General features: G+C 65.4%; 16 protein-coding genes. 4 read left to right on the top strand and 12 right to left on the bottom strand.

What is annotated here, in order from left to right; all coding sequences use genetic code 11:
* Positions 1-27: 27 nt before the first annotated feature.
* The 5 genes from ABDW49_RS01285 to ald form a co-directional block, all read right to left on the bottom strand.
* Positions 28-2,502 carry a TonB-dependent receptor gene (locus tag ABDW49_RS01285; RefSeq protein WP_343609114.1) on the bottom strand — a complete coding sequence of 825 codons (2,475 nt, stop codon included), beginning with the start codon at positions 2,500-2,502 and terminating at the stop codon, positions 28-30.
* Positions 2,503-2,772: 270 nt separating this feature from the next.
* Positions 2,773-5,211: a TonB-dependent receptor gene (locus ABDW49_RS01280; protein WP_343609113.1), complete on the bottom strand. Its 2,439-nt coding sequence runs from the start codon at positions 5,209-5,211 to the stop codon at positions 2,773-2,775.
* Positions 5,212-5,819: 608 nt separating this feature from the next.
* Positions 5,820-6,458: a trimeric intracellular cation channel family protein gene (locus ABDW49_RS01275; protein ID WP_343609112.1), complete on the bottom strand. Its 639-nt coding sequence runs from the start codon at positions 6,456-6,458 to the stop codon at positions 5,820-5,822.
* Between the two features lie 22 nt (positions 6,459-6,480).
* Positions 6,481-8,511, bottom strand: coding sequence for a M3 family metallopeptidase (locus ABDW49_RS01270; protein ID WP_343609111.1), 2,031 nt, complete (start codon positions 8,509-8,511; stop codon positions 6,481-6,483).
* 91 nt (positions 8,512-8,602) lie between these two features.
* Positions 8,603-9,718: an alanine dehydrogenase gene (gene ald / locus ABDW49_RS01265; RefSeq protein WP_343609110.1), complete on the bottom strand. Its 1,116-nt coding sequence runs from the start codon at positions 9,716-9,718 to the stop codon at positions 8,603-8,605.
* A 132-nt stretch (positions 9,719-9,850) separates the two neighbouring features.
* Between ald and ABDW49_RS01260 the strand changes: the two genes are divergently transcribed.
* Both ABDW49_RS01260 and ABDW49_RS01255 read left to right on the top strand, forming a co-directional pair.
* Entirely contained in the window at positions 9,851-10,309 is a 459-nt protein-coding gene (locus ABDW49_RS01260; protein ID WP_343609109.1) for an Lrp/AsnC family transcriptional regulator, read from the top strand.
* Positions 10,310-10,639: 330 nt separating this feature from the next.
* Positions 10,640-11,464, top strand: coding sequence for a glycoside hydrolase family 16 protein (locus tag ABDW49_RS01255; RefSeq protein ID WP_343609108.1), 825 nt, complete (start codon positions 10,640-10,642; stop codon positions 11,462-11,464).
* Here ABDW49_RS01255 and ABDW49_RS01250 read toward each other — a convergent pair.
* Both ABDW49_RS01250 and ABDW49_RS01245 read right to left on the bottom strand, forming a co-directional pair.
* Positions 11,443-13,014, bottom strand: coding sequence for a hypothetical protein (locus ABDW49_RS01250; RefSeq protein WP_343609107.1), 1,572 nt, complete (start codon positions 13,012-13,014; stop codon positions 11,443-11,445). The genes ABDW49_RS01255 and ABDW49_RS01250 overlap by 22 nt on opposite strands.
* A gap of 147 nt (positions 13,015-13,161) precedes the next feature.
* A complete protein-coding gene (locus tag ABDW49_RS01245) occupies positions 13,162-13,440 on the bottom strand; it encodes a metal/formaldehyde-sensitive transcriptional repressor (protein WP_343609106.1) in 279 nt (92 codons plus the stop codon).
* A 159-nt stretch (positions 13,441-13,599) separates the two neighbouring features.
* Here ABDW49_RS01245 and ABDW49_RS01240 point away from each other — a divergent pair, with 159 nt between their 5' ends.
* Both ABDW49_RS01240 and ABDW49_RS01235 read left to right on the top strand, forming a co-directional pair.
* Positions 13,600-14,958: a carbohydrate porin gene (locus ABDW49_RS01240; RefSeq protein ID WP_343609105.1), complete on the top strand. Its 1,359-nt coding sequence runs from the start codon at positions 13,600-13,602 to the stop codon at positions 14,956-14,958.
* 136 nt (positions 14,959-15,094) lie between these two features.
* Positions 15,095-16,786: an FMN-binding glutamate synthase family protein gene (locus tag ABDW49_RS01235; RefSeq protein WP_343609104.1), complete on the top strand. Its 1,692-nt coding sequence runs from the start codon at positions 15,095-15,097 to the stop codon at positions 16,784-16,786.
* Between the two features lie 279 nt (positions 16,787-17,065).
* Here the strand turns inward: ABDW49_RS01235 and ABDW49_RS01230 are convergent, their stop codons facing one another.
* The 5 genes from ABDW49_RS01230 to ABDW49_RS01210 all read right to left on the bottom strand — a co-directional run bounded on the left by ABDW49_RS01230 (position 17,066) and on the right by ABDW49_RS01210 (position 23,376).
* Entirely contained in the window at positions 17,066-18,409 is a 1,344-nt protein-coding gene (locus ABDW49_RS01230) for a sugar transferase (RefSeq protein ID WP_343609103.1), read from the bottom strand.
* 256 nt (positions 18,410-18,665) lie between these two features.
* A complete protein-coding gene (gene holA / locus ABDW49_RS01225) occupies positions 18,666-19,694 on the bottom strand; it encodes a DNA polymerase III subunit delta (protein WP_343609102.1) in 1,029 nt (342 codons plus the stop codon).
* A 7-nt stretch (positions 19,695-19,701) separates the two neighbouring features.
* Positions 19,702-20,262 carry an LPS assembly lipoprotein LptE gene (lptE, locus tag ABDW49_RS01220; protein WP_343609101.1) on the bottom strand — a complete coding sequence of 187 codons (561 nt, stop codon included), beginning with the start codon at positions 20,260-20,262 and terminating at the stop codon, positions 19,702-19,704.
* Positions 20,263-20,267: 5 nt separating this feature from the next.
* On the bottom strand, positions 20,268-22,787 hold the full coding sequence (gene leuS, locus ABDW49_RS01215; protein ID WP_343609100.1) for a leucine--tRNA ligase: 2,520 nt from the start codon (positions 22,785-22,787) through the stop codon (positions 20,268-20,270).
* Positions 22,788-22,875: 88 nt separating this feature from the next.
* Positions 22,876-23,376: a DUF3576 domain-containing protein gene (locus ABDW49_RS01210; protein ID WP_343609099.1), complete on the bottom strand. Its 501-nt coding sequence runs from the start codon at positions 23,374-23,376 to the stop codon at positions 22,876-22,878.
* Positions 23,377-23,440: the final 64 nt, after the last annotated feature.

The following is a 23,440-nucleotide window of genomic DNA, read 5'->3' as shown; positions in this document are numbered from 1 at the left end:
GCTCTTCCGCCGGATTTTCAAACAGACTTAAAACTGCACCCGGATCGTGCCGCCATAGGTGCGCGGATCGCCAAGCTGCGCGGCGATGAGGCCGGTGTTGCCGCTGGTGACGGTCAACTGCTGGATATAGTTGGTGCCCGTGGCGTTGCGCACCCAGCCCGAGATATCCAGCCCATGCGGCACGCGGAAACCGACGCGGAAATTGTGCAGCGAATAGCCATCCACCCAGGTGTAGATCGAGGCCGAGGGGTTGGACGAGAAGTTCGAACGGTACGAACCATCGTAACCGAAGTACACTTCGCCATCCTTGCCCAGCAGCTTGGCGGGCACATTGTACTCGCCACCCCAGCTGAAGGACCAGCGCGACACGCCCGGCAGGCGCTGCCCGGAAATATCGCAGGACGCCGGGCTGAGCCCGCCCGCCACGCCGGGGGCGCCAGCCACCTGGCCGGCCGCCACCGTGGTGCCGCCCGACAGCTCGGGCGGGCAAGGCGCGGCGGTGAACTTGGTGTATTTGGCATCGGTGAAGGCGCCATTGCCATAGACGTTGAAGCGCGCGCTGGGGCGATAGGAGGCATCCGCCTCGAAGCCTTGCGTGCGCACCTGCTCTGCATTGGCGAGATAGCCGCGCAGCACGCCCAGCGCGCCATTGGTCACCTGCGCCTGATAATTGTCGATGGTGGTGCGGAAGGCGGCCAGATTGACCGTCGCCTTGCGGTCGAGGAACTGGGTCTTGATGCCCGCTTCCAGATGATGGACCGATTCCGGCTTCACCGTGGCGGCGGCCAGCAGCGGATTGCCATTGGCATCGGCGGGCACGCCGTTCAGATTGATGCCGCCCGATTTGAAGCTCTTGGCATAGGTGGCATAGACGCGGATGTCCTGCGCCACGCGGTAGGTGGCGGTGATGTCATAGCTGAAGTTCCACGCGCTGAAACGCGGCGCGAACTGCTGGGGCGCCAGCACGCCAAGCTGGGCCGATTGCGTGGCCGTCGGCGTCGCCGAATAGAGCACCGGCTGGCCCGCGCCGTTGAAGACGGTGGCATTGTACCAGCCGTTCTTCTTGTCATAGTTCAGGCGCGCGCCGGGCTGGATGTCGAAGCGGTCGGTCACATGCCAGGTCGCCTGCCCATAGAGCGCAAGGCTGGTGTTGTTCAGGCGAATGTCGTTGTTCGAGGTCAGCCCGTTGAGGATCGCCGTCGAGCAGCCCGCCGCCGAGCCCGTGGGGCAAGCCGCCGCGATCTGCGCGCTGGACAGCAGATAGGTGCTCGCCGCGCTGCCCTGCTGCTGCGTGCCCTCGGTATGGATCGCCTGATTGAAGGCGAAGACGCCGATCTGCAGATCGTATTTGCGCTGCTGCAGGCTGTAGCGGACCTCCTGCGTGTACTGGTTCTGCTGGCTGGGGTTCTGGCTCAGCGTGGTGATCGGCAGGCCGGTGTAATCACGGTCGTTCGACGGGTTCCAGTCCCAGAAACGCCAGGCGGTGATGCTGGTCAGCGTGCCCGCGCCAAGCTGCGCCTTGACGCGCAGCGAAACGCCGCCGGTCTTGTTCTGGGCGAACAGGGGACTGTCGAGATCGGTCAGCCGGTCATAGGGGTTGGTCGAGGGCGGCGTGTAGTTCAGCGCCTTGGCCAGCGCCGGGAACTGGCGCGCGGCGGCCTTTTGCGTCGGCCCATAGCCATAATAGACGGTCGAGCAGCAGATCGGGTTCTGGCGGTTGAAATCGCCCGCCAGAGTCACATCCACGCGCGACGAGGGGCGCCACAGGAGCTGGGCGCGCAGGCCCAGATTGTCCTGCGAATCGATCCCCTGCTGGGTCTTGACGTTGTAGACCGTGCCGTTGCGGCTGGTTTCGGAAATGGCGATGCGCGCCGCCAGCGTCTCGGACAGCGGGCCGGAGATCGCCGCCTTGGCCTGCTTGAAGCCGTAATTGCCGATCGAGACCTCGCCGCGCCCTTCCAGCTCGAAGGTGGGCGCTCGGCTGGTGATGCTGATCGCGCCCGCCGTGGTGTTCTTGCCATAGAGCGTGCCCTGCGGCCCGCGCAGCACCTCGATCTGCTGCACGTCGAGGAAGTCGAAGGTGCTCGACGCGGCGCGGCTGTAGTAGACATCGTCGATGTAGATGCCCACGCCCTGCTCGATGCCGTCATTGGTGAGGCCGAAGGGGGCGCCAAGGCCGCGCACATTGGCCGCCGAATTGCGCGGGTTCGACGAATAGAACTGCAGCGTCGGCGTCAACTGCTGCAGGCGGCCCACGTTGAAGGCGCCGGTGTTGTCGATATGGTCGCCGCCCACCACCGAGATCGCCAGCGGGATCGCCTGGCTGCTCTCGCTGCGGTGGCGCGCGGTGACGAGAATCTCGGTGCCGTCGCTGGCGCCGGTGCCCGCCGAGGTGGTCTGGGGCGCATCGGCCTTTGGCGCGGGCGCCTCATCGGCAAAAGCGGGGCTCGCGATCAGCGCGGCCAGAACGCTGCCAGCCAGCAGGCTCGCTCGAAGATTCATCAATAGGCTCCCTGTTGCATCTGTGCGAATCGGGCGCCCTTCCGGCGTTCCCCCTCTTCAACCCTCGCAGTCTGTTTATTCTCAACCACAGAAGTAGAGTTAATCAGGAAATCTGTGGCGGGGCAAAGCTGGCCTATTCGCGCCGCTCATAACGCGGATTCGCCCCTGCGAATAACGCGGATTCGCCCCCGCGAATAACGCAGACGCAAAAAAGCGGCGGGGCCTTTCAGCCCCGCCGCCCTGTTTTTACGCCGAAATGAAGGGTTCAGATCACCACTTCACGCTGGCACGGACATAGAGATAACGCCCGTTGAGACCCCAGGGCGTATAGGCCGAGTAGGTCGCCGCGCCCGTGGTGTTGACCGTGGTCGGGTTGATGCGGGGATAGACGTCGAACAGATTGTTCGCGCCGATCGCCAGATTGAGCGCCGTATCGGTCGGCTGGTAACGCAGTTCCAGATCGGTGATCGCGCGCGGACCGGTCGGCGCGTCAAGCGAGGCGTCGGTCGAGCTGGGGTTCACCACATTGCCGTAATAGGTCACGCGGGCCGTGGCGCCGATCTTGCCCTTGCTCCAGTCCAGCGTGCCGCTGATCTTCTCGCCCGGCGTGCCGCGCGTGATGGTCTGGATGCGGTTGCGCAGCAGCAGCACGGGCGGATTGGCCAGCGTCGCCGTGTTGGTGGGGATCGAATCGACGTTGATCTTGTTGACGTTGCCCGCCACCGTCAGGTCGAAAATGCCGAAGCTTTGCGTGCGATGCTTGTAATGCGCGATGGCATCGATGCCCTGCGTGGTGGTGTGCACCCCATTGATGAAGAAGCGCGCGGAGCTGACGCCCGTACCCGCCAGAACAGCCGCAACGCCGGCATTGGTGACGCTCAGATTTTCCGACAGGGTGATCGCATCGCGCACCTTGATCAGATAGCCGTCGATCGTCACATCCAGCCCGCCGAAGCGGAACACGCCGCCCGCCGAGTAGTTCATCGACTTTTCAGGACGCAGCGGCAGGCCGCCCAGCGCCTTGCCGATCGCGCTGGTCGAGGAATAGGTGCCCGTGGGCAGCGGCGTGTTGATCGGATAGGTCACGCCACCGATCGTCACCGGACCGGTCGAGAGCACATAGGCGGTCGAGGTGAAATACTGCTGGCCCAGCGACGGCGCGCGGAAGCCGGTCGAGATCGTGCTGCGCAGCGCGAAATGCGGGTTGAAGTCATAGCGGCCCGACGCCTTCCAGGTGCCGGTGTCGCCAAAGTCCGAATAATGCTCATAGCGACCGGCGGCGCCCAGACGCAGCTTGTCGGTCACCTGCTGGTCGAGGTCGAGATAGGCCGAGACGTTCGAACGATGGGCATTGACCTGATCGGTGTCCTTGAAGCCCGAGAAGCCCTGCGCGCCCAGACCCACGGTGGTGTTCACCCCGCCCGAGTTATAGGAAGCGGGTTCGCCCTGACCGATCTTGTAGCCCTCGCGGCGCGCTTCGACGCCCCAGGCCACGTTCAGGCCATTGAGAACGTCGAACTTCTTGGCGACATCGACGCCGCCCACCCACTGGTCATAGGTCAGCGAGCCATCGTAAAAGCTGGTCTTGCTGCCCGCGCCATAGGTGTAGTTGACCGAATTGTTGGTCCAGAAATCGATCTTGTTGCGGCCATAGCTGACCTTGGCATCGACCGACCAGCCGGCCACCTCACCCTTCACGCCAAGGGCCGTGTTCAGGTCCTTGGAATGGGTGTTGATCAGCGGCAGGAAGCCATTGGGATAGATCGAGCTGATGCCCGAGAAGGTCACCGGATTGGCATAGGCGCTGAGCAGACGCGGCGATGCCGCCGAGGCGGTGTTGCGATACTGGTAACCGGCCCAGCCATAAACGCTCCATACATCGCTCAACTGCTTGCCGAAATTGGCGAAGCCGCTGCCCTGGAACACGTTCGGATCGCCGGTGCGCGCGGTGACGGGGTTGCCCGCGACGCGCGGGTCATTGTCGGCGCGGTTGGTGGCGCTGGTGTGCTGATAGTCGCCCGAGACGGTCAGGAAGCCGCCCTCGCCCAGCTTGATGCCCTGCCAGCCCGACACGTCGATGCTGGGCTCGCCGATCACCGAATGGCTGCCGTAGATGCCGGTGTAATTGGTGCCATAGAGGCCATAGCTGACATTGGCGCCGCCGCCATGGTCGGCCTGACGCAGCTTGAGGTTGACCACGCCCGCGATCGCGTCCGAACCATACTGGGCCGAGGCGCCGTCACGCAGCACTTCGAGGCCGTCGAGCGCGACGGTGGGGAAGGTGTTGAGGTCAACCGCCTGCGAACCGCGACCCACCGAGCCGTTCAGATTGACCAGCGCCGAGGTATGGGCGCGCACGCCATTGACCAGCACCAGCGTCTGGTCGGGCGACATGCCGCGCAGCGTGGCGGGGCGGATCGCGTCGGTGCCGTCGGTGTTGGACGGGCGCGGGAAGTCGATCGAGGGCGCAATGTTGGCGATGGCCGTGGCGAGCTGCGGCGTGGCCTGCTGCTGCAGGCTGGCGCCGCTGAACACGTCGACCGGGGCGGTCGAATCGAGCTTCGTGCGGCCCGCGACGCGCGTGCCGGTCACCACGATATCCTTGGCGGTGTCGGCGGCATCAGCAGTATCCTGCGCGAAAGCCAGAGCAGGGGCGCCCAGCGCCAGCGCCGCAAGGCTGATCGAGGTGAGATAGCGGGTGGATGTCATAGAATGTGTAACCTCATGATAGGGGCCGCCCTTTGGATCGGGGGCCGGCCTTCTGGTTCAGGCCTCCCTGGCCTGTGTTCGATTGCTTCTTTTATGCTCTGGTTTGCGACTGATTCCTGCTTGAATGCTCTAGAAGCTTTCGCTTTCCAAATCGTAACAGCGTTTACAATACGGAATTCGCGCAAGTGCCTCAGCCGGGACATGCTCCTAAAGGGCCGCCCCGATGATTGTCTAGTGATTTGGTAGATATTTTATCTGGGGTGGGGGCAAGGTGATCTTGCTCCGAGGTTCCAGGCAGGAAAATCCAAGGAAATGAAGTGCGAGGGGGTTACCCCCTCGCGCTCCCATAACGTCTTCCGACGCGCGGGCAGTGGCACCGAAAGGGTGCGCACAACCTCTCCACCTGCGCAACAGGGAGCGCCGCAGGCATTCGTCTCTCAGGCAAAAACTGTAGCATGAATGTTACAGCCTGCGTCTTTTTGAACACGAAGCAGAGGCTTCGTCAGAGGCGCAAGGTCGACATTCATGGGAGCGCGAGGGCCCGGAGCATGTCTCTTGAGACATGCGACCAACTCAATACTCCCCCCTCGCCTTTTCCTCTTCTTCCTTCACCGCCGATAGGCAGGCAAAGCCAGCTTCCACCGGATCGCCGCCCCGCGCAGGCCGACCCCCACCGCAAAGGCCAGACCGGCGGCCAGCATCCCGCTCGCCCCGGCCCAGATCAGCACCACATAGCCGCCCGCCGCGCAGGCCGCCGCCGTCACATAGATCTCCGGCCTGATCACGATGGACGGCACGCCCGCCAGCAGATCGCGGAAGATCCCGCCCATCGAGGCTGACACCACCCCCATGATCGCGGCGGGCAGAGGCGAAATCCCCCAGGCCAGCGCCTTGGCCGCGCCGAACACCGCATAGGCCGCCAGACCGAAGCCATCGAGCCAGTCCAGCGCCTGAATCGGCCACCAGCGATAGGGTGTGAACCAGACCGCAAGCGCCGTGAACAGGCAGATGCTGATCGGCAGAGAGGCATGCATCCAGAACACCGGCGCGCCGATCAGCAGGTCGCGCAAGGTGCCGCCGCCCACACCCGTGACAGCGGCGAAATACATCGCCGTCACCAGCGTTTGGCGCGCCTTGGCCGCCGTCAGCGCGCCCGAGGCGGCAAACACCGCCAGCCCGCCCATATCGAGATAGGGCAGCAGCGCCGAAGAGGCCTGCACCACCGAGACGATCCGCGCATCGTCCATGTTCCCCGCCCCCTTTATCCGGTCAGGCGGCCACGCCCCAGCTTTCCAGCAGGGCCTCATTGTCGGGCTCGCGGCCACGGAAGGCGATGAAATTGGTCAGCGCATCGCGGGTGCCGCCGCGCGAGAGCACCTGAAGGCGGAACTTCTCGCCCAGCGCATGGCGGTTCTCGGGGGATTCCTCAAAGGCGGCATAGGCGTCGGCGGACAGGCGCTCGGCCCAGAGGTAGGAGTAGTAACCCGCCGCATAGCCGCCCGCGAAAATATGCGTGAAGCTGTGCGGGAAGCGATGCCATTCCGGAAAATCGATCACCGAAACGCGGCTGCGCACCTCGCTGAGCACCGCCATCGGATCGGGGGCATTGTCGCCGCCCGCCGCGCAATGGATCGCCAGATCGAAGAGCGCGAACTCCACCTGACGCACCAGCCCCATCGCGCCGAGGAATTTGCGCGCGCCCAGCATGCGCTCGATCCATTGATCGCTCAGCGGTTCGCCGGTGGCGTCGTGGCTGCTGGCGGCCTTGAGCGTGGCCGGCTCCCAGGCGAAGTTTTCGAGGAACTGGCTGGGCAGTTCGATGGCATCCCACTCGACGCCCGCGATGCCGCCGATGCTGGCCAGATCGACCTCGCTCAGCAGGTGATGCAGGCAGTGGCCCATCTCGTGGAACAGCGTGACCATATCGTTGTGCTGCAGCGTGGCGGGCTTACCCCCCACCGGCGGCGCGAAATTGGTGACCAGATAGGCCACCGGCGTCACCAGAGCCCCACCCTCGCGGCGGCGCACCCGGCAGACATCCATCCACGCCCCGCCGCGCTTGCCTTCGCGGGCATAGAAATCGGCATAGAGCGCCGCAACCGGCGCCTCCACACCATCGCGGTGCAAGGTGAAGTGGCGCACATCGGGATGCCAGACCGGCGCGCCATCGGCGGCGCGGACCTCCACGCCGAACAGCTCATGCACAAGACCGAACAGCGCCTCCAGCACGCGGGGCAGCGGCAGATAGCGGCGAATCTCGGCGGTATCGAGGGCATGGCGCTGCTTGCGCACCGCCTCGCCCACCCATGAGACATCCCACGGCTGCATGTCCGGCAGGTTCAGATGGTCACGCGCGAAGGCGCCCAGATCCTCCAGCTCGGCTTTGGCGCGAGGGCGCGCCGCACCCGCCAGACCGGAGAGGAACTGCTCCACCTCATCGGCATCGCGCGCCATCTTGGTCGAGAGCGAGACCGACACCGGATCGGCAAAACCCAGCGCCAGCGCCGAACGCCCGCGCCGCTCAAGGATTTCGGCGATGCGCGGGCTGTTGTCGAACTGGCCCGCCGTGGGCCCCTGATCGGAGGCGCGGGTGTTCCAAGCGGTGTAGACCTCCTGACGCAGCGCGCGATCCTCGGCATGCGAGAGCACCGCCATCACGCTGGGGGCATGCAGCGTGACGCGCCAGCCCGCCTCCTGCCCGGCGGCGCGGGCGGCAGCTTCCATCCCGGCGCGGTCGGCCTCGGAAAGCCCGGCCAGACGCGCCTCATCATGGATTTCGAGATGCCACGCCTGAGTGGCATCCAGCACCGCGTTGGAAAATTCGGTCTCCAGCCGCCCTTGCTCGACGCGGTTGGCGGCGAAATCCTCACGCGCCTGCCCTTCCAGCGCCACGCCAGAGAGTTCGAATGCCTGCAAGGCCAGCTTCAAGGCGCGCTGCTCACCGCTGTCCAGCGCATCGGGATCGATGGCGGCCAGCGCCTCATACAGGGCGCGATCCTGCCCTACGGCGGTGTAATGGGCGTCGATCAGCGGCTGGCCCTCGGCATGGGCGGCGCGCAACTCGGGCGTGTTGACGACCATCAGCAGATGCTCGACCACGCCCCACACCCGGCCCAGCGCGATATCCGCATCAGCCTTGGCGGCCAGCAGGCCGGGATCGCCCGCCTTCGCCGCCAGATCGGCCATGGCCTGTTTGTGGCTCGCAATCGCCTGCTCGACAGCGGGGACGACATGCTCGGGGCGGATATCGCCGTAAGCGGGCAGGTCAGTCTGGGCGAGCAGGGGATTGGCAGCGGTCATTCGGTCATCTTTCCAAAGCGCGGGGCCTGTCATGCCCCGCGCCCAAGATGGGGGCCAATGCTGCACGCATCAACCCCGAATGACGGTGGTTTCAGGCCAGCGCAGCTTCCGGCGCGGTCGGTTCATAGCCCAGATCGCGGGCGACGGCCTCATAAGTCACCTTGCCGGCCCAGACGTTGAGGCCCGCCAGCAGATGCCTGTCGCGCTTCAGGGCCTCCTTCCAGCCGAGGTTGGCGATCGCCAGAGCATGCGGCAGCGTGGCATTGTTCAGCGCATAGGTGCTGGTGCGCGCCACGGCGCCAGGCATGTTGGCCACGGCATAATGCACGATGCCATCGACCACATAGGTCGGCTCGGCATGGGTGGTGGCGTGGCTGGTTTCAAAGCAGCCGCCCTGATCGATGGCGACATCCACCAGAACCGCGCCGGGCTGCATGGTGGAGAGCATGGCACGGCTCACCAGCTTGGGCGCGGCGGCGCCGGGCACCAGCACCGCGCCGATCACCAGATCGGCCTGAGCGACAGATGCCGCCAGATTGGCGCGGCTGGCATAGAGCGTCTTGGCGCTGGCGCCGAAATGCGTGGCCAGCTTCTCCAGCACCACCGTGCTGCGATCAAGGATGGTCACATCCGCGCCCATGCCGACCGCCATCTGCGCGGCGTTGAAGCCCACGACACCGCCGCCGATCACCACAACCTTGCCCGGCAGCACGCCCGGCACGCCGCCCAGCAGCACGCCGCGACCGCCATGCGCCTTCTCCAGCGCGGTGGCCCCGGCCTGAATCGACATGCGGCCCGCAACCTGACTCATCGGTTTCAGCAGCGGCAGACCGCCAAAATCATCCGTCACGGTTTCATAGGCGATGCACACCGCGCCCGACTTGACCAGATCCTTCGTCTGCTCGGGATCGGGGGCGAGGTGGAGATAGGTGTAGAGGATCTGCCCCTCGCGCAGCATGGCGCGCTCGACGGGCTGAGGCTCCTTCACCTTCACGATCATCTCGGCCTTCGCGAAGATGTCGGCGGCCGTGGCGACCAACTCGGCCCCCGCCTCGGCATAGGCCTCATCGCTGGCGCCGATGCCCAGACCCGCGCCGCTTTCCACCAGCACGCGATGGCCGTGCGCGGTCAGCTCATGCACGCTCTCGGGCGTGAGGCCGACGCGATATTCGTGGTTTTTGATTTCCTTGACGGTGCCGACGATCATGGTGCTCTCCCAAGCTGTCTGTTGAGCCCAGACTAAACGCCCCACCCCGGCATGTTTTCCGAAATTTTTCCCATTGCAGGGCAAATTTCGGGATTTTATCCTCCCCGGCCGCGTTAAGCAGGATTTTTCACCATGGATCGTATCGACCGCCGCCTGTTGGAAGTGCTGCAGGAGGACTCTCAGGCCTCCATCTCGGTGCTGGCCGAAAAGATCGGCCTCTCCCCCTCGGCCTGCCACCGCCGCATCAAGGCGCTGGAGGATTCAGGCATCATCCGCGGCTATGGCGCGCGGGTGGATGCGGCCAAGGTCGGCATCGGCCTCCATGTGCTGATCGACATCACGCTGGTCAGCCAGAGCCGCGAGGCCATGGAGCGTTTCGAACGCGCCGTGGGCGATTTTCCCGATATTCTGGAATGCCATCTGCTGTCAGGCACGGCGGATTACCGGTTGCGCACGGCGGCGCGCGATATGGCCGATTTTGACCGGCTGCATCGGGAGTGTCTGGCGCGTCTGCCCGGAGTGAGCGCGATGCATTCCAGCTTCGTGATCCGTACCGTGAAGGGATGGAACGGGTTTGTTTTGGGGGTTTGAAGAAGAGAAGATGCGAGGGCCATCGCCCTCGCGCTCCCTTTAATGTCTGCGTAGGCGCATCGGGTTCAGCCTTGCGCCCGGTTTGCCGCGCCGCAGGCATGAAACGACAGATCAGGCGCCATGTTTTCCTGCCTGCGGCGCCCCATGTTGCGCCGGTGGATAGTCCGGACACAAGGATCGGGCACCACTGCCCTCTCGTCGGAAGACGTTATGGGAGCGCGAGGGGGTAACCCCCTCGCATTTCCTTTTCCTGACTCCCTCCAAAACCGACCCAGATCCTCACCTGCTCCCCTCTAACTGACCTATGATCGCCACGGAGGTAAGGCGATCATGATCCGAACATTGGGACTCGCACTGGCCGGTTCTGCTTTGGTCGCCCCGGCGCCTGCAGCGGATATGCGGACGCTGGACCTCTCGCAGTTCTGCCCTTCCTTCATGGAGGATTTCCGCAAGTTCCGGATCGCCTCGCGCAGTCTGGAGCAAGCCGACTGGATCGCGCACACCCCATGGAACGGCGATTTCGGCGATGCGGCCTTCAGCGATCCCGGCCCGGACGGTCCATTTTCCGTGGACAGGGGCGTGCTGCATATCACCGCGCGCAAGGGCAAGGACGGGCGCTGGCGCTCCGGGCTGATCGCGGCGGCGGATGCGCAGGGGCGCGGGCATGGCGTGCGCTTTGGCTATTTCGAGGCGCGGATGCAACTGCCGCCGGGGCCGGGCACATGGCCGGCCTTCTGGCTGCAGACGCTGCATAACGTCGATGACGGCACGCCCTCGGTGGAGGTGGATGCCATCGAGTATTACGGCCACAATCCCAAGGCTTTTCAGACGGGCAAGCTGGTGTGGTACGGCCACAAGGCGGTGGGCGGCAACAAGGCGATTCCCGTGCCCGATGGCGCCTTGGTGCAGGGCTTTCACACCTATGGCATCAGCATCCTGCCCGAGGGGATCACCTATTATCTGGACCGGCGCGCGGTGTGGCAGCAACCTCTGCCGCCGGAGCTGAACCGGCCGATGTTTCCGCTGGTCAATCTGGCACTGGGGTCAGGCTATCCGATCGACCATACGCCCGACCCGTCGGTGCTGCTGGTCAGCTATGTGCATGTCTATGCGTGGCGCAAGGATGGTGCGTGTCAGAAAGACCGCAAGGACTGATCCACGGGCCTGTGGTCCAAAGACTGCACCACCATCGGCTCCTCCATGGCGGGCAGCGGCAGCGCAGGTTGAGAGGATGATGCCACAAACCCCGGCACCGCCCGCGCCTGATCCGCCGGGGAGGGAAAGGGGCCAAAGCGCCCTCGCCCGCCCGGCGCGCGCATGATGCGGATCTGCGGCGGTTCCTCCTGCTCCGGCATGGCCATGGGCGCGGCGGCGGTGATGGCGAGAATGACCGCGATCACCGCCCCGTAATCGGCGGTGGTGGCCGCCCCCATCGCCGGGATCATCGCGACCGCCAGCGCATAGCGTCCGCCCCGCCCCATGCTCGCCAGCGGCAGGCCCGGCCCTCCGGCGGGCAGCGCCGCCAGCATGCAGCGCAAGAAGAAGCCCCCCATCAGCGCGGCCCCCACCACGCCCGAGGCCGCCAGCACCGCCACCGCCCAGTTCGACGCGCGCGAGGCCCCGGCGCCGATGCCATAGCCCCAGGTCATCATCACGGCATGGAAGGTGTCGCGCGTCCAGCCGCTGCGCTCGATGTAGGAGGCGCTCTCGCCCTTCTTGAGCACCAGCCGGTCGATCACATCGTAAAGCCGCCCCAGAATATCGGGCGCCATGATGAGGTAGATCGCCACCGCCGCCAGCACCACCAGCGCGGCCAGCACCTCGACTTGGGCCTGCACGCGCTCGCCCCGGTCGGCGCTGGCCAGTGAGGAGGAGAGCATGAACCATAGCTGCGCCACCACCATCAGCCCTAGCCCCGCCACCGCGCCGCTGGAGGTGGAGAGATAGGTCATCAGTTCCAGCCCCAACCCCAGCACGATGTCCAGCATCGCCAGCAGCCCGCCGAATTCGCGCGCGGGGCGGATAAAGATCAGGCAGGCCGCCAGCGCCAGAGTCGCCGCGCCATAGGCCGAGGCCTCGCTGAACACGCCGACCACACGGCGCACGCCGATATCGTCAAAGGCCGCGTCGAGGATCAGCCCGTATTTGGCGGTCTTGAACACGGAAAGCGGCGCGCTGCCCAAAGTGGCATCCACCGCGCCCGTGACGATCAGCACCAGCGCGCCGACCTGCAGCCCCTCGGCCAGCAGGCGGCGGCCCTCGCGGCTCTGCACCATGATGCAGGTGGCTAGCGTGATGCCATAGCTGCCCAGCATATAGCAGACCTGGGTGATGTTGGTGGGGCCGAAATGCAGCCGTCCCTGGCGCAGCGTGTTCAGCTCCACGATGGGCACGCCGGCAAAGAGGCGTGGCGCGGTGCAGGTGACGACCAGCGTGATCAGGCTATAGGCCGTCAGCAGCCCCAGCCGGCGCCAGTTGAGCATGGCATCCACCACCTGCCCCGGCCCGGCGCCCCACTCCGGCCCCGCGCACAGCATGCGCCACACCAGCAGCGGTACGCAGGCGGTGGCGGGCAGCAGGTTGATGCCGCCGGGCAGCGTGTTCATGGCGCCAAAAGCGATGCTGCCGAAGAACAGATAGGTGATCCAGCGCAGCGAGCCGATCGCCGCGATGCCCCACAGCAGCCAGAAGATCGCCATGACCATGATGCGCGCCGTCCCTTTCCGCACGCAGCATAAGCCATGCGCCGCGCCGCGCGGCATGGCGATGCCACCGGAACGGAGCCAGAATCGGGCGGGGGGAGCATACCAGCCCGCAAAATCCGGCTCTTTCGCCGGATTTTCAAACAATCATCAGCGCAGGTAAGAGCGCAGGATCGCCACCAGCTCTTCTGCCGCCTGAGCGCGCGGATCGGCGGAGGGCAAGGCGGGATCGACCATATGTTCGCGGATATGGTCCTCGATCACCTCGACGATAAAGCCCTCCAGCGCCCCCCGGCAGGCCGTGGCCTGCTGCAGCACGCGGGCGCATTCCACATCGGCCTCCACCGCGCGTTCCAGCGCGTCGATCTGGCCGCGCAGGCGCTTCAGGCGGTTGAGCAGCTTCTGCTTTTCAGCGGCGACGTGGGTCATAAGAAATCTCTAAAAAAGAGGGGTTGATACTATACCCCCCTAGGGTATAGGGCGCACGCCGTCCAGACCGACTGTGCGCCCGCTTCCCCGCAGTTTTCCGGTGAAGCGGCTGTCGGAATTGTCACATTGCCATGCCAAGCGCCGCTGGGGGAGATTTCCATGGCCCGTTCGATCCTGCGTCCTCTTGTTTCGCTTGCCGTGCTGGGCGCCTTGCCCGTGCCTTTTGCCGCCGCCCAAACCGCCGATGCCCCCGCTTCGGATCAGTCCGCTGATGCCAAGCCCGATCAGACCTATGCCGTGCATGGTCAGGCGACGCTGGTGGTGCAGGGCGTGAAGGGCTTTGCCTCGCCCTACACCGGCGACAACAGCCTGCACCCGCATGACACCGAGGAGACGGTGGACGCCACGCTCTATCTGGGCGTGCGGCCTTGGAAGGGCGCGGAACTCTGGGTCAATCCCGAGATCGATCAGGGTTTCGGCCTGTCGAACACGCTGGGCGCGGGCGGCTTTCCCAGCGCCGAGGCCTATAAGGTCGGCAAGAACAACCCCTACTTCAAGCTGCAGCGCCTCTTCCTGCGCCAGACCATCGCGCTGGGCGGCAAGGCCGTCACGCTGGACGCCGCCGCCAACCAGTTGCGCACCACCACCACGGCGAACCGCATCGTCATCACGGCGGGCAAGATGGGCGTGGGCGATGTGTTCGACACCAACGCCTATGCCCATGATCCGCGCGGCGATTTCCTGAACTGGTCGCTGGTGGACACCGGCAGCTTCGATTACGCGGCCAACGCCTGGGGCTACACCTATGGCGCGGCGGTGGAGTGGTATCAGGGCGACTGGACGCTGCGCGGCGGGCTCTACACCCTCTCCAAGCAGCCCAACAGCGAGGAGCTGGGCACCAATCTGCGCCAGAACGAGATCGTCGCCGAAATCGAGCACCGCCACACGCTGTTCGGCCAGCCCGGCGCGGTGCGCGTGACCGGCTTCCGCAACCGGGGCATGTTCGCGCGCTATGACGATGCCGTGGCACTCGCCCGCACCACCGGCGGCGATGTCGATCTGGCCCCGGTGCGCCGCATGCAGAACCGCGCCGGCATCTCGATGAACGCCGAGCAGAGCCTGACCGCCAACCTCGGCGTCTTCCTGCGCGCGGGCACCACCAATGGCGCGATCGAGACCTATGATTTCACCGACATCGACCGCACCGTGGCCTTTGGCGGCGCGTTGAAGGGCAAGGGCTGGGGCCGGGCGCAGGACACTTTCGCGCTGGCCTTTGTGAACAATGCCATTTCGCAGAGCTTCCAGCGCTATCTGGCGGCGGGCGGCATCGGCGTGCTGGTGGGCGATGGCGCCCTGCCTCACCCCGGCGATGAGCGCATTCTGGAGGCCTATTACACCTATCGCCCGGTCAGTTGGGCCAGCGCGACGGTGGATTTCCAGCATATCGCCAACCCCGGCTACAACCGCGACCGTGGCCCGGCCAATGTGCTGGGTGCGCGGCTGCATATCGGTTTTTGAAGCCCGGACCTTGGTTCCCCTTCCCGTCCCATGGTCGGAGAGGGGGCCAATTTCGCTTTACATGGGCAGGCACAAGCGCGACCTAACCGCCTAAACCCGGCGACCCGCTCCAAACCCGCCGGGGGTGGAGACTGCGATGACCGATGCCGCCACGCCCACTCCGGGCCGCTCGCCGATTCCCCTCGCCATGGCCCTGTTCCGTGATGAGCCATGGCGGCGCAATGTCGTGCTGTGGGCCGGGGGGGCGCTCTGCGCGGGCGGGGTGATCGGCAAGATCCTCTCCGGATCGAGCGACTGGCTGTGGCTGCTGGTGGCGGGGCTGCCGATGCTGGCTTTGGCTTTGGCGGATCTCACACAGCGCTCGCACAGTCTGCGACGCAACTATCCCGGCGCGGCGCGGTTTCGCTGGCTGTTTGAATCGCTGCGCCCCTTCTCGCGCGCCTATCTGGTCGAGGGCGATCTCGATGGCCGCCCCTTCACCCATGAGGAGCGCGATCTGGTCTATGCCCGCGCCCATGGCACGGCGGACGCCCACCCCTTCGGCACCCAGCTCGACGTCTATTCCGATGAGTATGAATGGCTGGCGCACTCCATGGCCCCCAACCCCGATGCCGATCCCGATATGCGGGTGAAGGTGGGATCGGACCAATGCTCGCAGCCCTATTCCGCCTCGCGCCTGAATGTTTCGGCGATGAGCTTCGGCGCGCTGGGCGCCCATGCCATCGAGGCGCTGAATCTGGGCGCCAAGCTGGCGGGCTGCTATCACGATACGGGCGAGGGCTCGATGTCGCCCTATCACCTCAAGCATGGCGGCGATGTGTGCTGGCAGGTGGCCTCGGGTTATTTCGGCTGCCGCGACAAATCGGGCCATTTCGATCCGGTGATGTTCGCCGACCATGCGGCGCATCCCTCGGTCAAGATGATCGAGCTGAAACTCTCGCAAGGCGCCAAGCCCGGCCATGGCGGCGTGCTGCCCGCCGCCAAGGTGACGCCTGAAATCGCCGCCACCCGCGGCGTGCCGATGGGCGAGGATTGCGTCTCGCCCCCGCGCCACAGCGCCTTTTCCACCCCGCGCGAGCTGGTGGAATTCGCCGCGAAACTGCGCGAGTTGTCAGGCGGCAAGCCGGTGGGAATCAAGCTCTGCGTCGGCCTGCCGCACGAACTGTTCGCCATCGCCAAGGCCATGCTGGCGACCGGCATCACGCTGGACTTCATGGTGATCGACGGCGCCGAGGGCGGCACCGGCGCCGCCCCCAAGGAGCTCTCCGACAAGATGGGCATGCCTCTGCGCGAGGGCCTCGTGCTGGCGCGCAATGCGCTGGTCGGCGCCGGGTTGAAGGGACAGGTGAGGCTGGCGGCCAGCGGCAAGGTCACCTCCGGCGCCTCCATCGCGGTGAACGCCGCTCTGGGCGCCGACTGGTGCAACGCCGCGCGTGCCTTCATGTTCTCGATCGGCTGCATCCAGTCGCTCAAGTGCCATACCGGCAATTGCCCCACGGGCATCGCCACCCAGTCGGCGGCCCGCCAGCGCGGGTTGGTGGTGCCGGAAAAGGCCGAGCGTGTGGCGCGCTTCCATGGCACCACATTGCGGGCCCTGCATGAGATCATCGTGGCGAGCGGGCTCAACAGCCCATCCGATCTGCGGCCATCGCATCTGCGCCAGAGGATCAATGTCGCCGAGATGCGGCAGCTGGATGAAATCTACGCCTTTGCCCGGCCTGGAGAACTGGTCGCGGGCAGCGAAGATCCGCAACTGCGCCGCTGGTGGGAAGCTGCAAACGTCGACAGCTTTCAGCGGGCGGATGGGGATCGGTTGGCTTTGGTGTAAGGGGTTTAAAAGGAAGGTGCGAGGGGGTTACCCCCTCGCGCTCCCATGACGTCTTCCGACGAAAACGCAGTGGCACCCGATCGTTGCGCCTGAACTCTCCACCTGCGCGGCATAAGGCGCCGCAGGCAGTGTATCGATGATACAGCAACTGTGCTGGGCGTTTTAAAGCCTGCGGCGCTGCAACCTTGGCGCCTTGGCCGAACCCTATACGCAACGCAGACATTAAAGGGAGCGCGAGGGTGTAACACCCTCGCATTCTCTCTTCCTGCCTAAACCCGCTCAATAGGCCTTATCGTGCACCAGCACCCGGAAGGTGGCCATAATGATCCACATATCGCGCCACAGCGACCAGCCCGCCAGATACTCCAGATCGGCGTTCAGACGGCCGGACAGGTCCTCCTCACGATCCGTCGCTCCGCGCAGGCCGCGGATCTGCGCCAGCCCCGTCAGACCGGGCTTCAAGGCATGGCGCTGCCAGTAACGCGCATCCACTTCCCAGAACAGCTTGTCACCCGCCAGCGACCCCGTGGCGTGAGGGCGCGGGCCGACCAGGCTCATATCCCCGCGCAGCACGTTGAAGAGCTGCGGCAGCTCGTCGATCGAGGTCGAGCGGATGAACTTGCCGATGCGGGTGACGCGCTTGTCGTCCTTGGAGGCCGACTGACCGCCATCCTTGCCGACCTTGTTCTCCGTCATCGAGCGGAACTTCATGATCGGGAAGAAGCGGTTGCCGCGCCCCACACGCCGCTGGAAGAAGAAGATCGGGCCGCCATCCTCCAGCTTCACCGCCAGAGCGACAGCGAGCAGCAGCGGCGAGAGCGCCAGCACCGCCGCGCCCGCCACACAGACGTCAAGCAGGCGCTTGGTGATCCGGCTGCGCAGCCCCAGCGGGCCGACCGAGACCTGAAGCATGCCATGACCGGCCGCCAGACGCGCACCATTGGCACCCAGGCGCATCACGGTATCGTCGATCACCTCACCGGCGACATTGGCGCCTTTCAGGATGATGCTCCATTCCACGCGGCGCTCGGGCGGGGCGCTGACGATCACGCGATCGGCGTTACGCATCACCAGTCCGATGCGGTCCAGCGCGGCAGGATCGCTCAGCGAGGGCTCCAGATTGAAGCTGCGGGCCGAGACGTGATAGGCGCCGGGCAGGCTGATCGCCGGGCCGTCATCGTCGATCACCAGCTCGTTGATCACCGAGGAGCCGCAGCGCCAGCGGATCATGCGGCGCATCTGCAGGCGTTCCCAGCTCAGCGTCAGGGCGCTGGCCACCACGCCCAGCGTGAAGCCGACGCGCGAATATTCCTGCGAATTGCGCGCGTAGAAGGTGATGAACAGCACCACCGCCGCCGACACCAGCAGGGCCATCAGCGCCGAGGTGACGCTGCGTTCGGTGCTGCGCAGGGCCTTGATCGAATAGCCATCATTGTAGAGCGCAACGGTCAGGAAGACCGGAAGAACCAATTGGGCGAGAAGAAGAGATTCGCTGAACCCAATTCGCATGTTGTAGGCATAGCCCGTGGCCGCGAAGCCGACAAAGAGCGCGGCCATATCCGCGATCATCAGCAAGCCGTAGCATTGCAGGCGCCGCCGCTGCAGCGAGGGCATCAGAGGCATGCGCGCGGCGCGTGCGCGCGCCTTTGCGCGTTTGCGCAATGAACCTCCAAGACGTGCAACAGGCGCATTCATCGTTGTCGAAGCTCCAGACACAAGTCTCTCCGCTCGCACAAAAGTGGGCCGCAAAAAGAGGCAATGCTGGTCGGGATAGCAAAACTGCCCCCCGGCCGTTCTTAAGTGACAATACTGGTTTGGTTGCAATGCAGCAAGAAGGAAGCGCAACAAATGTAAAAACATGTCGCAGCTAGAAAGCGGCTCATCGCTTTCGGGCAGCAGCCCGGGTAATTTCAGCCAGTCCTTGCGCCAGCAAAAGGTCTGCTTGCTGACTGTTTGTTAATAATTGTCGATGGAGAATCAACAGTCTGTCGACCAGACGTTCCAGTGCGGGCCCTTGCCAGCGCGAGAGCTGGCGGGTCAGATCGTCGGCATCCTTCCAGAACACGCGGCGGGCGGATTTTTCCGCTTCGATGAAGGAACGCGCGTCTCCGCGCGGCCCCATACGCGCCGCAAGCCCCGCCAATTGCGAGGCGCGACGCTCGATCGCCAGCAAAACGCCCACCGCATTAAGGCCCACTTCGGCCATCCGCTTGAGTTCCGGACCCAGCCGCGCGACGTCGCCGCCCAGCACGGCGTTAACCACAGGGTTGAGCCCGTCATCCTCGGTGGCAGCGCCGATGGCGGCGAAGGCGGCCATGTCCGCATCGCGCGGCCTTTCGGGGCTGGCGTCGAGATAGAGTGCCAGTTTGGTCACTTCCGACTGGGCCAATCGCGTGTCGAGCCCGCTGGCAGCGGCGATTCGCTCGGCCAGATCGTTGGCCATCCGCAAACCCGCCGCGCTGGCCATGCCGCGAACCGATGCGGTGACGGAGCGCAGATCGGGCGGATAGAACATCGCCACCACGGCATCGTCGCGCTTCTCCAGAAGCTTCGCGCATTTGCCCTTGTCGGTGGCGCCGGGCGCCTGAACGATCACCGGCCACAGCCGCTCACCGCCCACCAGCACCTCAAGCGCATCATGCGCCTCATCGCCCGAGGCGCGGACCCAGAGATAGCGCCGGTCGCCGAACAGCGAGGTCGAGCGGGCCTCATCGCCCAGTTTTGCTGCATCGCGGCGTAATTCGGCGCCGGTGAACTCGACCCTTTCGCCGGGGTCGGGCAGCAGCGAGAGGATGCGGGTGGCGGCATCCTGCACGCTGGCCTCATCCGAACCGCAGAAGAAGAACACCGAACAGTCGCGTGCCGCTCTGGCGGCCTGAGCGGCAAAGTCCTTCTGGGTCAGCTTCATCGCGCGCTCAGCGCTGGCGTTCGGGGGCGGGGCTGTCCTTGTCGGGCGCGGCACCGCCGGCGGCGCCCACATCGCCCTTGCGCAGACGAATCGCCAATGTGGTGACAATTCGGTCCGCCACCACGCGAGTCAGGTTCTCCAACGCGCTCTGCTCGGCGGCGACGGTGGCATATTCGCTGGAGACCACATCGATGCCCGCGTCCGAACCGGCGGTGGCATCGAGCAGGATCTCGCCCGAAGAGGTATCGACCAACTGGTAACGCGCGCGCAGGGTGCGCCTTTCGCGGCCCACCGTATCGTTGGCGAGCAGGCCGAGACCCTCCAGCTTGTCATCCAGCCGCACATCGAGGCGGAAGCGCTTGGTGCCCTCACGGTTGCCGGTGGGATGCATGCGGTCGTTGAGCGCATTGCGCATCAGCCAGCCCTGCTGCCCGGCAATGGCGGGCACATCAACATCGTCCAGCCCCTGCGAGACCGCCGCATGGCTGCCGCCCTCATAGAGCGGGTGCAGCCCGCAGCCGCCCAGCAGCGGCGCGGCGATCAGGGCGAGAGCCAGAAAGCGCTTCATAAGGTTCAGGCCACCAGATTGACGAGACGGTCGGGCACCACGATCACCTTCTTAATCTCGGCGCCTTCCAGCGCACGCTGCACCTTTTCCGATGCCCGCGCCAGCCTTTCCAGCTCCTCCTTCGAGGTGCCCTTGGCCACGGTGACGGTGTCGCGCAGCTTGCCCTTGACCTGAATGGCCACGGTGACCTCATCATCGACCAGCAGCGCCGGATCGACTTCGGGCCATGCCGCATCGGCGATCAGGCCCTCACCGATCTTGGCCCAGGCCTCTTCGGCCAGATGCGGCATCATCGGGGCGATCAGCAGCAGCACGGCCTTGATGCCATTGTTGCGGCTGGCGCTGGGCGCTGCCTTTTCCACCACGCCGGTCAGTTCGTAGATGCGCGCCACGGCCTTGTTGAAGCCCAGCGATTCGATGTCCTGCGCGGCGGCATGGACGGTCTGGTGGATCTTGCGCTCCACCGCCTTGTCCTCGCCCGAGGCGCTGGCATCGAACTGGCCGAACAGACGCCACAGGCGCTGCACGAAGCGCGCGCAGCCCTCGATGCCGGCCTCGCTCCAGGGCAGATCGCGTTCGGGCGGGCTGTCGGAGAGCATGAACCAGCGGATCGCGTCAGCGCCGTAGGTCGCGACGATCTCATCGGGATCGACCACGTTCTTCTTCGACTTCGACATCTTGATGACGCGGCCGATCTCAACCGGAGCGCCATCCGCCTTCAGCGTGGCGCCATCGCCGCTGCGCTCCACCTCGCCGGGGCTGAACCACACGGGCTGGCCATTGGCGGGATCGACGCGGCTGTAGGTCTCATGCGTCACCATGCCCTGCGTGAACAGGCTGGCGAAGGGCTCCTTCACCTCGATCTTGCCGATGCGCGAGAGGGCGCGGGTCCAGAAACGGGCGTAGAGCAGATGCAGGATCGCATGCTCGATGCCGCCGATATACTGGCCGACGGGCAGCCAGCGGGCGATCTCGGCCGGATCGAAGGGCGCATCGCTGGGCTGGCTGGCAAAGCGCAGGAAGTACCAGCTCGAATCCACAAAGGTGTCCAGCGTGTCGGTCTCGCGCCGCGCGGGCTTGCCGCATTGCGGGCAGTCGACATGCTTCCAGGTGGCGTGGCGCGCCAGCGGATTGCCCGGCGTGGCGAAATCCACATCCTCCGGCAGCACCACCGGCAGCTGCTTCTTGGGCACGGGGACGACGCCGCAGATCTCGCAATGGATGAAGGGGATCGGCGTGCCCCAATAGCGCTGGCGCGAAACGCCCCAGTCGCGCAGGCGCCACACGGTCTTGCCCTCGCCCGAGCCATTGGCTTCGAGGCGCGCGATGATCGTCTTCTTCGCCTCGGCCACGGACAGGCCGTTGAGGAAGTCCGAGTTCACCAGAATGCCGTCACCGGCCTCGGCTTCCTTGCCGAAGGGCTTGTCGGCCTCATCGGCGCTGGCGGCGACGACGCGCAGGATCGGCAGATTGTACTTGGTCGCGAATTCGAAATCACGCTGGTCATGCCCCGGCACGGCCATCACGGCGCCGGTGCCGTATTCCATCAGCACGAAATTGGCGATGAAGACCGGCAGCTCGGCCCCGGTGAAGGGATGGCGCGCGGTGATGCCGGTGTCGAAGCCCAGCTTTTCGGCGGTTTCCAGCTCGGCGGCGGTGGTGCCGCCCTGCTTGCACAGCTCGATAAAGGCAGCGGCGTCCGCATTATGCTCGGCCACGCCCTGCGCCACCGGGTGATCGGCAGCCACGGCCACAAAGCTGGCGCCAAAGATCGTGTCGGGGCGGGTGGTGTAGACATCCAGCCCGGCGCCGTTCGAGAGGTGGAAGCTGAACTGCAGGCCCTGGCTCTTGCCGATCCAGTTCTCCTGCATCAGCTTCACCTTCTCGGGCCAATGCTCCAGCGAGCCCAGACCTTCGAGCAGTTCATCGGCGAAATCGGTGATCTTGAGGAACCACTGCGAGAGCTTGCGCTTCTCGACCATCGCGCCGCTGCGCCAGCCGCGCCCGTCGATCACCTGTTCGTTGGCCAGCACGGTCTGATCGATCGGGTCCCAGTTGACCGTTGATTCCTTGCGGTAGACCAGCCCTGCGGCATAGAGATCGAGGAACAGCGCCTGCTCCTGCCCGTAATAGTCGGGCTCGCAGGTCGCCAGCTCGCGGCTCCAGTCGAGCGCGAAGCCAAGGCGCTTCAGCTGCGCCTTCATGTTGGCGATGTTGTCGCGCGTCCAGCCGCCGGGGTGGACCCCCTTTTCCATGGCGGCATTCTCGGCGGGCATGCCGAATGCGTCCCAGCCCATGGGGTGCAGCACCTCGAAGCCCTGCATCCGCTTGTAGCGGGCCAGCACGTCGCCCATCGTGTAGTTGCGCACATGGCCGATATGGATGCGCCCCGAAGGATAGGGAAACATCTCAAGCACATAGCTGCGCGGCTTGGGCGAGCTGTCGTCGGCCTTGAAGGACTGGGCCTCGTCCCACACGCGCTGCCAATGGGTGTCAGCGGTGTTGGCTTCGAAACGCTCGCTCATGGTAACTGCTTCTTCCTTCATGCCGCCCACCGCCTTTCCGCCTCACGCGAAACAGCGACGGGCGGAAAGGAAGCGGTAACCGGCGAGATTACTGCTGAATGGTGCCGCGGCGCAGATCGCGCGCCTTGGTCAGGATCACGTCCTCAAGCTGCTGCACGGTGGCGGCCTTCACCGGCGCATCCACCCAGGTGCCGCCCTGGTTGACCTGACGGCTGGCGGCCACGCGCAGCGCGTCCGACCGCAGATCCTTGTCCAGAATGGTCACGGTGATCTTCATGCGCTCACCGGGGTTGCTGGGGTTCGAATACCAGTCGGTGACGATCACGCCGCCATTGCTGTCCGACTGGATCAGCGGCATGAAGCTGAGCACATCGAGGCTGGCACGCCACAGATAGGAATTGACGCCGATCGTCGTCACATTCGTGGGCGGCAGCGCCAGACGGCCCGGACGGGCACGATGATGCTTGATATGGAGCGGACCATGGCTGCATGCCGCCAGCGCCAGAACGCCCAGCGCCATCACTCCGGCGCGCAAGCCCATGCGCAATGCGCGAGAGGCCAACTTGTCTTCCAGCAATCCCGTCGTCATACCCAATCCTTGCAACCGGCCGTCAAACCCGCCCGTCATCCATGCCTGCACGCGCCGATACGCT

Source organism: Novosphingobium sp. (assembly GCF_039595395.1).
In the GTDB taxonomy this organism is placed as follows: Bacteria; Pseudomonadota; Alphaproteobacteria; order Sphingomonadales; family Sphingomonadaceae; genus Novosphingobium.
The sequence above is the reverse complement of the archived record's forward strand: the minus strand, read 5'-3'. Positions and strand labels throughout refer to the sequence as shown.

Coding starts and splice junctions, on each gene's coding strand:
- ABDW49_RS01230 (WP_343609103.1), bottom strand. CDS start 18,409: ATGCCTCTGATGCCCTCGCTGCAGCGGCGGCGCCTGCAATGCTACGGC.
- holA (WP_343609102.1), bottom strand. CDS start 19,694: ATGAAGCTGACCCAGAAGGACTTTGCCGCTCAGGCCGCCAGAGCGGCA.
- ABDW49_RS01245 (WP_343609106.1), bottom strand. CDS start 13,440: ATGACCCACGTCGCCGCTGAAAAGCAGAAGCTGCTCAACCGCCTGAAG.
- ABDW49_RS01275 (WP_343609112.1), bottom strand. CDS start 6,458: ATGGACGATGCGCGGATCGTCTCGGTGGTGCAGGCCTCTTCGGCGCTG.
- ABDW49_RS01260 (WP_343609109.1), top strand. CDS start 9,851: ATGGATCGTATCGACCGCCGCCTGTTGGAAGTGCTGCAGGAGGACTCT.
- ABDW49_RS01210 (WP_343609099.1), bottom strand. CDS start 23,376: ATGACGACGGGATTGCTGGAAGACAAGTTGGCCTCTCGCGCATTGCGC.
- lptE (WP_343609101.1), bottom strand. CDS start 20,262: ATGAAGCGCTTTCTGGCTCTCGCCCTGATCGCCGCGCCGCTGCTGGGC.
- ABDW49_RS01285 (WP_343609114.1), bottom strand. CDS start 2,502: ATGAATCTTCGAGCGAGCCTGCTGGCTGGCAGCGTTCTGGCCGCGCTG.
- ABDW49_RS01235 (WP_343609104.1), top strand. CDS start 15,095: ATGACCGATGCCGCCACGCCCACTCCGGGCCGCTCGCCGATTCCCCTC.
- ABDW49_RS01280 (WP_343609113.1), bottom strand. CDS start 5,211: ATGACATCCACCCGCTATCTCACCTCGATCAGCCTTGCGGCGCTGGCG.
- ald (WP_343609110.1), bottom strand. CDS start 9,718: ATGATCGTCGGCACCGTCAAGGAAATCAAAAACCACGAATATCGCGTC.
- ABDW49_RS01240 (WP_343609105.1), top strand. CDS start 13,600: ATGGCCCGTTCGATCCTGCGTCCTCTTGTTTCGCTTGCCGTGCTGGGC.
- leuS (WP_343609100.1), bottom strand. CDS start 22,787: ATGAGCGAGCGTTTCGAAGCCAACACCGCTGACACCCATTGGCAGCGC.
- ABDW49_RS01270 (WP_343609111.1), bottom strand. CDS start 8,511: ATGACCGCTGCCAATCCCCTGCTCGCCCAGACTGACCTGCCCGCTTAC.
- ABDW49_RS01255 (WP_343609108.1), top strand. CDS start 10,640: ATGATCCGAACATTGGGACTCGCACTGGCCGGTTCTGCTTTGGTCGCC.
- ABDW49_RS01250 (WP_343609107.1), bottom strand. CDS start 13,014: ATGGTCATGGCGATCTTCTGGCTGCTGTGGGGCATCGCGGCGATCGGC.